The following is a 15240-nucleotide window of genomic DNA, read 5'->3' as shown; positions in this document are numbered from 1 at the left end:
CAATGAAAAGAGAGGGATGGTAGGCGATACTGGAGTCGAACCAGCGACCTCTACGATGTCAACGTAGCGCTCTAACCAACTGAGCTAACCGCCTAATGAAGTGGATTATTGTATTGAGTACTGAACAAAAAGTCAAGCACTCAAACAAACGATTTATAGAAACGTTAATTTAACATAACCCAAAGCCACTGTTTTCGGACCTTTTGCCGTTCGCACGCCACCTTTTCCTATAAAGTTGATGGTTACCTGTGGCATGCTACCCTGCTCCGAAACCCCTGTAATCACGCCCTCACCAAAGCTTTCATGAAACACTTTTTGTCCTTGACGATACTCAATATCACCATGTTTAAGAACAGATTCTTTGTGCTCGGTTACTGGCACCGCCTCTGTTTCATTTTTGCCCAGATTTCGGAATTTTTCAGCGATAGCCGATCTGGCCCAATTAATAGGCTGATGCAAGGTTTCTGATTCATCAGTTTTAGAAAAAGGATTCTCTGTTATCCAATGAATGTGTTCTTCGGGCATTTCCTCTAAGAACTGACTGGGGAATTTCATTTCTAACTTACCGTACAAGCGACGATAAATAACCAAGCTAATGAATAAATATCGCTGTGCACGTGTAATGGCCACATAGAATAAACGTCTTTCTTCTTCGATCAGATGATTATCCTCACTGGCATTTTTAATACTGTACTCAGAGGGCAAGATCCCCTCTTCCAATCCAACCAAAAATACCGTATCAAACTCCAATCCTTTGGACGCATGTATCGTCATCAATTGGACCGCATCATCGGATTGATTTGCTTGATTTTCCCCCGATTCCAAAGAAGCCATACTCAAAAATTCCAACAAAGGAGGTAAATTTATCGTGTCTTCCTCTTCTACAGGTGTTTCTTTTGTCAAGGCAGGCTGATTAGCCATATTATTTTCCATACAAAACTGCATCGCCGCATTGACCAATTCATCTAAGTTTTCTAACTTATCCTCTTTTTCCTTTTGCTTTTCAGCATAGTAAGTCCTTAACCCTGTCTCTTCAATCACATAGGCGACCAATTCCGCTAGATTTTTCTCATAAGCGACTTCACGCAAACGACTCACCAAATCGATAAACCCGTGCAATTTATGACGTGAGTTTGCGGGCAAGGCCTCAATCGCTTGATGTAACGGACATCCAATTTCATTGGCATGTTCTTGTAAATTTTCTATCGTGCGACTACCAATACCACGAGGCGGATGATTCACCACACGTAAAAACGAATTGTTACTACTTAGATCCGCTATCACCCTTAAATACGCCAATACATCTTTTACTTCTTGTCGATCATAAAAGCGTAACCCACCATATACATGAAAAAGAATGCCTGCATTGTACAAATCATGTTCAAACGTTCGAGACTGAGCATTATTACGATAAAGAATCGCCATATCACGATACGGTTTACCCTCGCGATGAAATTCTTTTATTCGCTCAAGCACCTCTTTTGACTCATTAAAATCATTTTCCCAACAAGCCACCCGCACCTTTTCGCCATCTCCACTAGATGACCAGAGATTTTTTCCTAATCGTTTATTATTTTTTTGAATTATCGCGTTGGCGGTATCAAGAATATGACTGGTTGAACGATAATTTTGTTCTAGTTTCACAACATTATCTTTGGCCAAGGACTGCTTAAAATCAGACATATTTTCAGACCTGGCGCCACGAAACGAGTAAATCGACTGATCATCGTCGCCCACTACAAAAATCGAGGTATCCGCACCAGCAAATATTCTTAACCACTTGTATTGGAGCATATTTGTGTCTTGGAACTCATCGACCAAAAGATGACGGAATCGACGTTGATAGTGCTGTCTAATCGCTTCATTATCCCTCATCACCTCATAGCTACGCAGAATCAATTCCGCAAAATCAACCACATTTTCCTGTTCACATCGTTTCTCGTACAACTCATACATCGAAACAAAAAACGGATCTTTCGCCCGAAATAATGACGACGATGTTGCATCTTTAGCACGCAAGCCCTCTTCCTTGGTTTTATTAATAAAATTTTGGAGAATAGATGGTAAGGCTTTTTCTTCTTCCAACTTCTCGGGACAATGTTCCTTAATCAAGCGTTTAATCAAAGATAACTGATCTGAGCTATCCAATATTTCAAACGTTTGCGATAAACCTGCTTCTTTATGATGCAATCTTAGAAAACGATTACTCAAACTATGAAAAGTGCCTACCCACAAATATCGCGATTCAAACGGAATCACTGTTCGGATCCGCGACAACATTTCATTGGCTGCTTTATTAGTAAATGTCACCGCCATAATGGAGTAAACAGACACCCCATGAGTAGTCAAATACGACATTCTGGTCGTCAACACCCTTGTTTTGCCACTTCCTGCACCAGCCAATACCAACGTATATTGGCCATCATTGACAACAGCTTCTTTTTGTTTATCGTTTAACTTGTCAAAAAAAGGAATATTCATTTATTTTCTCTTTTCTAAAACCGCTGCAAAAAATCCATCTGTTTGATGATAATCAGGGCGCAATTTCAAATACGCATCTTGCATGACCAAGCCTGTGCATCGTTCATCCCACAGATCATTGACCGCTTTTAACTCAAACTCAGGATGTCTATTCAAAAATGATTGAATCTGTAACTCATTTTCTTGAGGCAATAAACTGCAAGTAGAATATACCAAGCGACCTCCCGGTTTTAACAAAGTGCAGGCTTGATCAAGAATTTTGCTTTGAAGCTCGACCAATTGCTTCAAATCTTCAGGCGTTTGTCGCCATTTCAAATCTGGATTACGTCTTAACGTTCCCATTCCTGTACAAGGTGCATCCACTAACACACGATCCGCTTTACCGGCCAATCTTTTGACTCTTTCATCTTTTTCTTTATGAAGTACCACTGTCGTCACATTAGACAAACCGCTACGAGCCAGTCTGGGCTTGGCTTTTGACAATCTTGATTCTGATACATCGAACGCATAAAGGCGACCTGTAGAACGCATTAAAGCCCCTAACAGCAAGGTTTTGCCTCCAGCACCTGCACAATAGTCAACAACCATCTCGCCACGTTTAGGTGCCAATAACATGCCTAAAATCTGGCTTCCCTCATCCTGAACTTCGATCTCACCTGCTTCAAACATGGGCCAACGACTTAATGCAGGTTTATTCCACAAGCGAATACCCCATGGAGAATAAGGAGTTGCCTGTGCTTGAGGTTCATAGGCTTTCACCTTTTCTAAGATATCTTCACGATTAGCTTTAAAAATATTGACACGCAAATCCAATGGTGCTTTTTCATTCAAAGCTAAAAATAAGTTGTTTGCATCGGGCAAATGCGTTAATTTTTCAATCAACCAAGTAGGCATGCTAAAACGCACATCTGGCGATAGGCTTTCAGGATCAATCAGTGCCAACCGTTTTAACCAGTCCTTTTCTTCTTCCTGTAGTTGAGAAAATATCGACTCACCTATCACCGCATATAGCCCTAAAATAGCCAATCGGCGAGTATGCGATCCAAAACCACTTTCAGCATATTGGCGGTACTGTTTTAAATGTCTCAACACATCAAAAACAGCTTCAGCTACTTCATGTCTATCTCTAGCCCCTAGTTGTTTATGTTTTCTAAACCATTGGGACAAGATAACATCGGCAGGATGCTCCCAATTCAATATCTCTTTTAGGACCGATTCAATCTGTTCGATACGTCCAACCACTTTGTTTTTAGAGATGTCACGGCGATGTGTCGCTTGATTATTTTGGCGTTTTTTAACGGGGTGTTTATGCGGTTTTGACATATCATTCCTTATGTTCAATTACTTTTCCACGTATTTTATTCCAAGCTATGTATGCACGCAGAATTTTACAAATTTTTAAATTTTCAATAGTCAGTATGGGTGTTTAGTTTTCTTGAAACCAAAGCAATCCTTGAGGATTTTGAACCTTATCATCCTTTATCACAATGCGACCTTCAGCCAAGCCTTTGACCACATTAGGATAAAGGGTATGCTCCATTTTTAACACACGCGATGCCAAGGTATCGGCTGTATCATCATCGCAAACAGGGACGACCGCTTGGGCAATAATCGGGCCGTGATCCAATTCTGGTGTCACCACATGAATCGTGCAACCATGCACCTTTACGCCCATATCTAAAGCCTGTTGATGGGTATGTAGGCCAATAAATGATGGCAACAAAGAGGGATGAATATTTATCACGCGTGACGCATAATGAGTGACAAATCCTGCGGTTAAAATTCTCATAAACCCTGCCAACACAATATAATCTGGCTGATAGCGATCAATGACTTGGATGAGTTCCTGCTCAAACGCCTCACGATTAGCGTAATGTTTATGCAAGACTTCTTCTGTCTCAATCCCTTGTTCTTTTGCCCACTGCAATCCTTGACTATCAGGCGTATGAGAAATCACCGCTGCAATCTCGACCTGCTGATTATCACGATTTTTTTCGACGATGGCACGCATATTCGAACCGCGTCCTGAAATCAATATTACAAAACGTTTTTTAGGTAAATTAGGGTGATTCATAGCCTTACTCTGTGTCTTAATGCTAAACTAGTCAAATTATATATTGTACACCGTGAAAAAGAATATCTATCTATATCGTGATGCACTAGCCAACCATCATCAAGGTAGTGCCGTAACTATTGGGAATTTTGATGGCATTCATTTGGGCCATCAAGGGCTTTTATTGCATCTTGTAAAAGTTGCTCGCCAGAAACATCTCATCCCCACCGTCTTAACGTTTATTCCTCATGCTAGAGAATTTTTTGCAACCCAGCGAAATAATCCAGCATTAGCACCCGCTCGTATTTTGTCCCCTCGAGATAAAATACAGGCGATTCGTGAATGCGGCATTGAGCATATTATCGTTAAACGATTTAATGAGGCGTTTGCCCGTCTTTCTCCTCAAGATTTTATTAAAGACATCCTCATCGACCAATTAAATGTAAAATGGTTAATTGTGGGTAAAGATTTTCATTTTGGACACAAACGATTAGGCGATATTTCTATGCTAGAAAAAGCCGCAAAGTTATATAACTTTGAACTCGTGATTGCTGAAGATATTCTAGACGATGAAAATCAACGATATTCCAGTACCGCTGTTAGAAAAGCCTTGTCAGACGGTGACATGGACCTTGCTAATGAACTATTAGGACATCCTTACCTAGTGACTGGTCACGTCATTCACGGACAAAAATTAGGTAGAACCCTCGGTTTCCCGACGTTAAACCTAAAACTTCACCCCTTGTCTGCCCTAAAAACAGGGGTTTATATTGTAACTGTCAGCGGTCTAAAAGAAACGCCTATCCCTGCTGTGGCCAGTGTCGGCTTTAGACCTACCGTCACGACAGATGGTGCCTTATTACTTGAAGTGCATTTATTGGATACCCAGATAGATGCTTATGGAAAACTTATTTCGGTTTCTTTCTTGAAATTTGTTCGATCTGAAGAAAAATTCCAAGATTTAGAAGCACTAACCAACGCTATTCAAAACGATGTAAAAATAGCAAAAACTTATTTTTTGAATCATGGACTATAAAGATACATTAAACTTACCCCAAACAAACTTCCCTATGCGTGGCAACCTGCCTAAACGTGAACCACAATGGGTCAAAGAATGGCAGGAAAAGAAAGTGTATGAGGCGATTCGTCAAGCATCGGCTGGCAGACCTCTATTTATTCTTCATGATGGACCTCCCTATGCAAACGGAGATATTCATATCGGCCATGCCACGAATAAAATCCTAAAAGACATCATCATCAAAAGCAAGACGATGGCGGGTTTTGATGCACCTTATATCCCTGGCTGGGATTGTCACGGTATGCCGATTGAAATTCAAATCGAGAAAAAATATGGCAAAGGCTTACCCACCGAAGAAGTACAGTCTAAAGCCCGTGCATATGCCAAAGAACAAGTGGAACGTCAAAAAGCAGGATTTATCCGTTTGGGCGTATTAGCAGACTGGGATCATCCGTATCTCACGATGAATTTCAAAAATGAAGCCAATGAAGTTCGTGCATTGAGCGAAATGATTGAAAAAGGATATATTTATCGTGGTTTAAAACCCGTCAACTGGTGTTTTGACTGCGGTTCAGCCTTGGCAGAAGCTGAAGTAGAATACGCCGATCGTGTTGATAATGCAATCGATGTCGCCTTTCCTTTTTCAGAATTAAACGGTGTGAGTGCCGCTTTTGATTACACCTTGGATGATAGCGGTGCAATCGTGATTTGGACCACAACACCTTGGACAATCGTTGCGAACCAAGCACTAAACGTCCATCCTGAACTGGAATACGATTTGGTGAGAGTATCACCTGCTTTGCCTACAGGTAATTATTTAATTCTAGCCAAAGACCGTGTGGCAGAATGCTTAAAACAATGGGATCTTGAGGGTGAAGTTGTTGCTAGCTGTAAAGGTGAAAAACTAGCGAATCTCGCTTTCCATCATCCTTTAAGTTCACTGGATAGTGGTTATGACCGTATCAGCCCCGTTTATCTTGCTGACTACGTTTCAGTCGATGCGGGTACAGGTATCGTTCACAGTGCCCCTGCTTACGGTGTGGATGACTTTTTGACGTGTAAAGCGAATGGTCTAAAAGACAGCGACATTCTTAGTCCTGTTATGAGCGATGGCGTTTATGTATCTACCCTGCCTTTATTTGGCGGTATGAAAATTTGGGATGCCAATACTAAAATCATCGAAGCTCTTAAAGCTTGTGGTACCTTGATTTCATCGAAAAAACTCAACCACAGCTATATGCACTGCTGGCGCCATAAAACGCCTATTATTTACCGTGCTACCAGCCAATGGTTTGCTGGTATGGACATCAAACCTAAAGACAATGGTCCAACACTTAGAGAAACCGCACTAAAAGGCGTTGATGACACTGCATTCTTCCCTGCATGGGGTCGAGCACGTCTTCATGCCATGATCGCCAACCGTCCTGACTGGACCTTATCAAGACAACGTCAATGGGGCGTGCCGATGGCATTCTTTGTTCACAAAGAAACAGGAGAATTACATCCACGCACGGTGGAGCTATTGAAGATCATCGCGGATCGCATCGAAAAAGAAGGGATTGAGGTATGGCAACGCATCACCGTAGAAGAAATGCTTGGTGATCAAGAAGCTGCCTTATACGAAAAAGGTACGGATACTTTAGACGTTTGGTTTGATTCAGGTACCACGCATTACACGGTGATGGGTGGCAAAGATCATGGACAAGGCTCACATGCTGAGAAACTCGCATGGCCTGCAGACTTGTATTTAGAGGGTTCTGACCAGCACCGTGGTTGGTTCCACTCTTCTTTATTAACGTCATCCATGTTATACGGACGTGCCCCATATAAAGCATTATTGACTCATGGTTTTACGGTGGATGGCGAAGGTCGCAAAATGTCTAAATCTTTAGGCAACACCGTAGCTCCTCAAGAAGTCAGTGATCGTTTAGGTGCTGAGATTATTCGTCTTTGGGTGGCTTCTACAGACTATTCAGGCGAACTTTCTATCTCTGATCAGATTCTTAACCGCGTGGTGGAGTCTTACCGTCGCATTCGCAATACGCTTTGTTTCTTAATTGGTAATTTAGGCGATTTCAACGCTCACACAGACAAAGTGCCTTTGGAACAATTACTGGAAGTGGATCGTTATGCTATTAGCGAAACGAAAAAACTTCAAGATAAGGTTTTAGCACATTGCGAGAAATATGAGTTCCACCCTGTTGTTTCACAGCTTCAGATCTTTTGTTCTGAGTTTTTAGGTGGTTTCTATTTGGACATCCTTAAAGACCGTCTATACACCACGAAAAAAGATAGTTTGGCTAGACGTTCAGCACAAACAGCCCTTCTATACATCACACAATCTTTGCTCAAACAAATGGCACCGATTTTGTCGTTTACCGCTGAAGAAGCTTGGGGCGTGTTATGTAGCACAACTTTGGCTGATACACCTAATGCTAACGATGTCACTATCTTTACCAATACCTACGAACAATTGCCTAGCTTTGCCGATGAACAAGCATTAAGCGACAAATGGGCACGTATTTTAGAAATTCGTGCTTTATTGAACAAAGAACTTGAAAATGTTCGTGCTGCAGGCAAGATTGGTTCATCTTTACAAGCAGAAGTCGATATCTATGCTCGTGGTACCGATTTCGATATTTTAAACAGCCTAAAAGATGATTTAAGATTTGTCTTTATTGTTTCTAGAGCTGACCTACACCTCAGTGAAGATGAAGAACTACGTTTCAGCATTGCTCCTTCTGCAGAAGAAAAATGCGAGCGTTGCTGGCACTATCGTCCCGAAGTCAACGATCACGCTGATCACATCTGCCAACGTTGTGACAGCAATCTAAATGGTTCGGGCGAGGAGCGTCATTATGCGTAAGGATGGCGGTTGCCAAGGAGGTTGTGGACATCACGCCTCCTCCAACCCAACTCAACATGAAGCCCCTCTTTGGCAGGCTGTCACACGCCCAAAAGACGCTAATGGACAGCCTATTAGCATGACACAAGAAGAAATAGATGCACATCCCCTAGTTAAAGCGGTTAGGGCTTGGCGTTTTTTTAATTTTTCTTTGTTTGCCCTATTTTTAATCGTTATCGATCAGCTCAGCAAAACCCTTGTTTTCTCTCGTTTTACCTATGGTGAACGATTAGAAATTTTACCTGTCTTTGATTTGACACTGGTTTTTAATCGTGGGGCGGCGTTTGGTTTTCTATCAGATCACGATGGCTGGCAACGATGGTTTTTTCTCATCTTGGCTGTTGGCATATCCATTATTCTAGGGGTGTTAACCTATAAACCAAGCACGCCGAAATGGCGAGCCATCGCGTACAGCCTTATTATGGCTGGTGCTTTAGGCAATGCTATCGATCGTTTCTTGCATGGTTATGTCATCGATTTTATACTAGTTTATTGGAACGAATACTTTTTCCCAGCTTTTAACTTCGCTGATAGCTGTATTACCATCGGTGTTATTCTATTAATTATTGAAGAATTATTTTTCTCTCGCAAAAAGGTTAAGTAATGAAAAAACTATTTCTTTCTATAACGCTTATAGCATTGTGTTTCGGCCTTTCCGCTTGTTTTTCTGATGGCCGTCCTGCTATCCCTAAAGATTTACCACCCCCAACAGGTACCTTTAATTAAATCCACTAATATCTGATATCGGTGTGTCATCAGCAACTTCAAAACGATAAACAAGTAATCGTTGCTGATAACCCATCGTTTTTATTTTTCAAGAAACAGATAAAACCTTACTCTTAGTGTTTCGGCTTTTTAATAGACGGGCGATCTGACGACTGGGCAACTGCTGTGCTGACTTATCAAGAAACGGATAAAACCTTACTCCTAGTGTTTTTGCTTTTTAATAGACGGGCGATCTGCCGACTGGATGTCTGCTGTGGTGACTTATCAAGAAACAGATAAAACCTTACTCTTAGTGTTTCGGCTTTTTAATAGACGGGTGATCTGCCGACTGGGCAACTGCTGTGCTGACTTATCAAGAAACGGATAAAGCCTTACTTGTTTTTTAATAGACGGGTGAAGAACGTCGTTTGAGTTTTTGAAAAGTATAGTAATTCTTTACCTGATGTCCATAAAATCGTATGTGTCTTTCAGATTGTGGTAACGCTAATAATTCCATTAGAAAATTTGATGGCTGATGCCAATCAGTTTGTAACCATAAGTATTTTTTGGCTCGTGTTAAAGCGACATAAAACAAGCGTCGTTCATCCTCAAACGGAAAATCCAAAGGCGTTTTAGGATGTATCCAGTCTAAAAAATAATCATTAATATAGTCTCGTTGCAAAGGCATATTACCTTTTACCAGATTCAATAACACCACATGATCGGCCTCTAGTCCTTTTGATGCATGCATGGTCATAAAACGTACAAAGGGATATTTTTCCATCCATTTTTCCTGAATCTTTGCATGAGGTAAATCCGCATGACACCTTGCTAAAAACATGACTGTTTCATCACATTTCCGATATTTCATCATATTTTTCATGGGAATATGATGAGCAAATACACGAATACACTCCCCTTTTGTTTTCTTTCTGGCTCGTAGATTTTTATTAATTTGTTTGGGATTTTTTAATAAAAATTCCTGTGCAATATATGAAATAGACTCATGAAATCGATATGTCTGGGTCAAATAATACAGTGAAACAGGGCCAAAATACTGTTCGAACTTTAAGATATACGCTAAATTTGAACCTGCAAACTCATAAATCGCTTGCCAATCATCGCCCACACAAAACAAATTCAGATTAGGTTTATTCTTGCGTAATGTTGATAGCAACGTGTATTGTTGATCTGTTAAATCCTGAAACTCATCGACTAAAATATCGTCCCAATCTGCTTGATATTGCGTGTTAATGATAAGTTTTTTTGCCTCTTCAATCATCTGAAAAAAAGTGATTTTATTTGTTTCAGTCCAATTTAATATCACTTTTTGGGCAATCCTGTCCACCAATCTTTTTATATACTGCATATGCCATAACGGACTATCTGGCAAGGTTTTTTCTATCGATGCAGGTACGATGTCCAACATTCTTTGTACAAACTGATGAACTCTTTGATGAAAAGAAAAGACTGGCTCCTCATCCCCCTCAAAAGCCGATAAACACTGAATATAAGGATTAGGAAAGGTAATATGTTCCATCTTTTTTTCAGCGATTGCCTCCAAATCTACATGATGAAGATGAAGCACGTTTAAAGACAAATCTTCAAATATCTCGGATGTCAAAGGATACTCGCCGTTGTCTTGCATCACATTCAAATAATAATCATGTTCAGGTAAATAAAAACTAGCATAGGCCGTGTGAGGATAGGGTTTGATTAATGGGCGGTAAACGTATTGACACTTTAATCGCTCCAAAGCAATCGCTACCCTTAAATCTGCAATGCTTTGAAACCCATCTTGACGAAAACTAAGTAAGCCCAGACCTCTTTGATGTAGCCATGCCGTCCCGTGCAATGAATAATAAATTTCTTCATGTTCCAAAAAATCCAAAAATTCAGCCCATTGGGTATCATCTTCACAGAGTTCTTGGCAAACCTGCCAAGTGATATCACTGACCTGTTCCCAATCAGATGATGTCGTAACCTGAAAATCACGACTATCATCCAGAGTCTTACACAAATGCAATGACAAGGCGTGAAAGGTAAATACATCCGCTTCAATATTTTGTTTCGCAATTTTCTCTCGAATTTCTCGAGCCACTTCTGCGGAAAACGCTAAAAATAAAACCTTGCGATTTTGTTTTCTCAAGTACAGCAATCGTTCAATCAATACGGTTGTTTTTCCTGTTCCTGCACCTGCCAACACCAAAACATTCTGATCTTCCGCGTAAGCCGCTTCCCTTTGTTCCTCATTTAACCTCATCTATGTTCCTTGTTGTCTGAACAACGCTAAAAATAAGACCTTGTGATTTTGTTTTCTCAAGTACAGCTGTATTTCTGTCGCTTTTTTTGAACACATTTAACATGACTATTCCCGATTACCTACCATGTTTTTACGTCCTCACGCAGACGATTGCTTTATTATCCATGAAAGTTTTTCTTATCATCCCCTCACGATGACAAAAATATCAGACCGTACATATACCAGAGAATCAGAACTACTCATCCCCCCCCTGTGGCCCACCTAAATCCTCTTATCAGCCAAACACCTCACGCCATCAACAAACCACACTCAACACCTCCCATCACATCATCCTCACCCCACCTCCATCACCACCTCGACACCGCCTTGCCCTCAGGCAACATCGACTAAGCATAAAAAAAGACGCTCGTTGCTGAGCGTCCTTTAGTCACAGTTATATATCAAAAAAGATTAACGAGCAAATGCTTTAAAATCCTGCCCACTCGGTGCTTGGTACAAGCTAATACCAAACTCAGGAGCGACTGCAAAAATATGATCAAAAATATCTGCTTGAATCGCCTCATACTCTAACCATGCCACCGTATTGGTAAAACAATAGATTTCCATTGGAATACCTTTGTCCGTAGGTTGCAACTGTCTAACCATCAACGTCATATTTTTATGAATCTGGGGGTTATTACGCAAATAGTTTTCCAAATAAATACGAAAAGTACCGATATTGGTTAAATGTCGCCCATTCAAATAACTGTCTGTTGTAATCTCATTTTGTTCATTAAACGCTTTGACTTCCGCCACACGATCCGTTAAATACTGCGTTAATAATCGACTTTGACTTAAATGTTCAATTTCTTTTTGCGATAAAAAATGAACACTATTCGTATCAATAAAAATCGAACGTTTGATACGACGACCGCCTGATTCACTCATCGCACGCCAGTTTTTAAAAGAATCTGAAATCAACGCGTAAGTAGGCACGGTCGTAATGGTATTATCCCAATTTCGAACTTTTACCGTTGTTAAACCAATATCCACGACAGAACCATCAGCATGGTATTTCGGCATCTCCAGCCAATCACCAATACGAAGCATATTATTTGCAGATAATTGGATACCCGCCACAAAACCTAAAATAGGGTCTTTAAACACCAACATCAAAACAGCTGTCATCGCCCCTAAGCCACTAATCAAAACGGTAGGCGACTTGCCAAGAACCATAGAAATTAAAATAATGATTAAGGCTAATGATGAAATCAGTTTAATGGTTTGAACAATACCCCCAATTGGAAATTGTTTGGCAACATTATTCGTCAACATATAGTTTTGAATAATATTAAGCAAAGAAAACAGTGCCATCAAGCCAAAAAACAAGGCAAATACGTCACTCACAGAAATCAAGGTTTCTTTTAAACTGCCATCCAACAGCCATACACGAAACTGCATAGACAACAGCATACTTTGAATGCAATAAGCAATATTTTTAAATAAAGACTTATCTCCAAAAGCTTGTAATAACAGGCGTGGCGACTTTTTCAATTGGGCAATGATAATTCTAAAAATCAAACCGTGCAAAATGATGTGAATCAATATCACGGTCAGCACAATTAAGCCAAAAATAATGGCATTCACTTCCCAATCGCCTGCTTGAAAACCATAACTTGATAAAAACTTTAATAAACTTGAATACATTTAGTTTCCTTTTTTCATCCAAAGTACAAGACCATTCGATTGCACTTTGATAAATCTTATCTACTAAAAGACCTATCAAACAAAAATAAATAAAGGTGATTTTATCTAACTTCTAATGAGAATAAAACCACCTTATTAACATCAAAGAATATTTTAAATACTTGCTTTAATCTAATTTTAAAAGATTCTCTAATACGTAATCTATCGCAAAGGCAACCGCTTGTTCACGTATAGACGCTCGATCGCCTGAAAATACTTTTTGACAGCTAGTCACTGTCTGACCACAAGCAAAACCAAAACACACCAAGCCAACTGGTTTAGTGTCGGTCCCACCATCTGGTCCTGCAATCCCTGTCGTACTAATGGCGACATTTGTTTTAGGATCCAAGACCAATACACCTTTAGCCATGGCTCTGGCAACTTCTTGACTCACGGCCCCATACTTACGCAAATCTGCTTCATCAACCGATAATAAGACTTGCTTAGACTCATTACTATAAGTCACCACCGCTTGTCTAAATACCTGACTGGAACCAGCCATGGACGTGATAAAACCCGCCAACAATCCTCCTGTACAAGACTCTGCGGTACCCACACACCAGTGGCGTGTTTTCAAGCAATCGAACAATTTTTTTAAACGTTCTTCGCGGTGTATTAAAAATTGATTCATAAGCAAAAATATTTAATGAGATACAAAACGATAAGCGTGTAAATACCTGCCAATAAGTCATCCAACATAATGGCCTGTCCAGAATGAAGCTTTGCATCTATTTGACGAATGGGAAACGGTTTTATCACATCAAAGATACGAAAGAACAGAAATCCCAAAATAAAAAACCAAATATTTTGTAAGGGCATCAAGGCATACACGAATGCGATAGCGACGATCTCATCCCAAACAATGCCACCGTGATCGTGTACGCCCAGTTCTTGGCTGACACGTTGACAAATATAAATCCCGTAACCATAAGCCAAAACAAGGACAACGATTTGAAGCCAAACGGGAAGATACTCAACAAATGGCACAGATATTAAGGCACCGAAAACAGTTCCCCAAGTACCCGATGCTGGTTTTAACCAACCTGAACCACAACCGAACGCTAAACAACGATGAATATCAGCAAACACCCACTTTAACGAGGGCCAATTTATTGATTTTTTCTTTGTTCTTTGTACAAAATTAACCATAATATGACCGTTAGAAATGTTGAAATCCTTGAGCGTTCAAAGGATGTCCATCCAAACATAATCCCTGATCTTGAGCCACAATCTCACCAATACAACTTAACCCTAATGAAGCCATATAGTGGTGTTCACTTTTTGGGGCGGTGATACATAGTTCGTAAACATCTCCTCCCTCAAAAATAGCCTCATGCAAGGCTTGAGTAGAAAGTACTTTTAGGCGATCATCAAATGGGATGCGTTGAAAATAAAGATTTGCACCCACTTTGCTTGCGTTTAGAATATGTCCTAAATCTTGAGCCAAGCCATCTGATATATCGATCACCGCATGAGCGTGGCCTCGCAAAGCCTGTCCCAACGCTACTTTAGGCACAGGCATCTCAAGTGCATCACGGCAAAAAGACAATAACGATTCAGGAAAACGCGGATCTTGTTGTAATATTTTTAAAGCGACATGGGCTTGTCCTAATTTTCCAGACACCCATATTTCATCACCCAAGCAAGCTTGATTACGTGTCAAAAAAGGTTTTTCAACCCATCCCATTACCGTCACGGAAATACCGATACCGCCATTGGGACTTGAACGAGTCGTGTCGCCCCCAATCAAAGGACAAGCGTATTGCTTACTCATTTGCATAAAACCTTGAGAGAAATCTTTTAACCAGTCTTCTTTGATTTCTGGTAAAGATAACCCTAGTAAGCAACCAGCTGGTGTGGCACCCATTGCCGCCAAATCAGACAGATTCACGGCTAAGGACTTTATTCCTAAACGATAAGGCGAAACATCAGAAAAAAAATGCCGACCCTCAATAAGAAGATCGGTACTACTTGCTAGATAGGACGAGGGTTTTGCTTGATCTAATATGGCACAATCATCCCCTACACCTAATAAAACACTATCACTGGGATGGGTAAAATACTTCTGGATTAGATCAAACTCACCCATA

Annotated in this window: 11 protein-coding genes and 1 tRNA gene; 3 read left to right on the top strand and 9 right to left on the bottom strand. The window is 40.5% G+C overall.

Going from position 1 to position 15240, the window contains the following annotated elements; translation table 11 throughout:
• Window positions 1-17: 17 nt before the first annotated feature.
• The 4 genes from IX83_RS03395 to purN form a co-directional block, all read right to left on the bottom strand.
• A tRNA-Val gene (locus tag IX83_RS03395) sits at window positions 18-94 on the bottom strand.
• Between the two features lie 59 nt (window positions 95-153).
• Window positions 154-2481, bottom strand: a complete 2328-nt coding sequence (locus tag IX83_RS03390; RefSeq protein ID WP_038499196.1) for an ATP-dependent helicase — start codon at window positions 2479-2481, stop codon at window positions 154-156.
• Window positions 2482-3804 carry an RsmB/NOP family class I SAM-dependent RNA methyltransferase gene (locus tag IX83_RS03385; protein ID WP_038499193.1) on the bottom strand — a complete coding sequence of 441 codons (1323 nt, stop codon included), beginning with the start codon at window positions 3802-3804 and terminating at the stop codon, window positions 2482-2484. It abuts the gene before it with no gap.
• A gap of 103 nt (window positions 3805-3907) precedes the next feature.
• Window positions 3908-4555, bottom strand: coding sequence for a phosphoribosylglycinamide formyltransferase (gene purN / locus IX83_RS03380; RefSeq protein ID WP_038499190.1), 648 nt, complete (start codon window positions 4553-4555; stop codon window positions 3908-3910).
• A gap of 52 nt (window positions 4556-4607) precedes the next feature.
• Here purN and IX83_RS03375 point away from each other — a divergent pair, with 52 nt between their 5' ends.
• The 3 genes from IX83_RS03375 to lspA are packed head-to-tail and all read left to right on the top strand — an operon-like array spanning window position 4608 to window position 9061.
• Window positions 4608-5570 carry a bifunctional riboflavin kinase/FAD synthetase gene (locus IX83_RS03375; RefSeq protein ID WP_038499187.1) on the top strand — a complete coding sequence of 321 codons (963 nt, stop codon included), beginning with the start codon at window positions 4608-4610 and terminating at the stop codon, window positions 5568-5570.
• The gene (ileS, locus tag IX83_RS03370; protein WP_038499185.1) at window positions 5560-8418 is read left to right on the top strand and encodes an isoleucine--tRNA ligase; all 2859 of its coding nucleotides are present in this window, start codon (window positions 5560-5562) and stop codon (window positions 8416-8418) included. The genes IX83_RS03375 and ileS overlap by 11 nt, the downstream gene beginning before the upstream one ends.
• A complete protein-coding gene (gene lspA / locus IX83_RS03365) occupies window positions 8411-9061 on the top strand; it encodes a signal peptidase II (protein WP_236620621.1) in 651 nt (216 codons plus the stop codon). The genes ileS and lspA overlap by 8 nt, the downstream gene beginning before the upstream one ends.
• 504 nt (window positions 9062-9565) lie before the next feature.
• Here lspA and IX83_RS03360 read toward each other — a convergent pair.
• The 5 genes from IX83_RS03360 to thiL form a co-directional block, all read right to left on the bottom strand.
• On the bottom strand, window positions 9566-11425 hold the full coding sequence (locus IX83_RS03360) for a UvrD-helicase domain-containing protein (protein WP_038499183.1): 1860 nt from the start codon (window positions 11423-11425) through the stop codon (window positions 9566-9568).
• A gap of 450 nt (window positions 11426-11875) precedes the next feature.
• Entirely contained in the window at window positions 11876-13111 is a 1236-nt protein-coding gene (locus IX83_RS03355; RefSeq protein ID WP_038499181.1) for a mechanosensitive ion channel family protein, read from the bottom strand.
• Between the two features lie 166 nt (window positions 13112-13277).
• A complete protein-coding gene (locus IX83_RS03350; protein ID WP_038499179.1) occupies window positions 13278-13781 on the bottom strand; it encodes a CinA family protein in 504 nt (167 codons plus the stop codon).
• Window positions 13778-14299, bottom strand: a complete 522-nt coding sequence (locus IX83_RS03345) for a phosphatidylglycerophosphatase A family protein (protein WP_077315834.1) — start codon at window positions 14297-14299, stop codon at window positions 13778-13780. The genes IX83_RS03350 and IX83_RS03345 overlap by 4 nt, the downstream gene beginning before the upstream one ends.
• Window positions 14300-14309: 10 nt before the next feature.
• On the bottom strand, window positions 14310-15239 hold the full coding sequence (thiL, locus tag IX83_RS03340; RefSeq protein WP_038499177.1) for a thiamine-phosphate kinase: 930 nt from the start codon (window positions 15237-15239) through the stop codon (window positions 14310-14312).
• Between the last annotated feature and the right edge of the window lies 1 nt (window position 15240).

The sequence above is a fragment of the Basilea psittacipulmonis DSM 24701 genome (assembly GCF_000743945.1).
Taxonomy (GTDB): Bacteria; Pseudomonadota; Gammaproteobacteria; order Burkholderiales; family Burkholderiaceae_B; genus Basilea; species Basilea psittacipulmonis.
The sequence above is the reverse complement of the archived record's forward strand: the minus strand, read 5'-3'. Positions and strand labels throughout refer to the sequence as shown.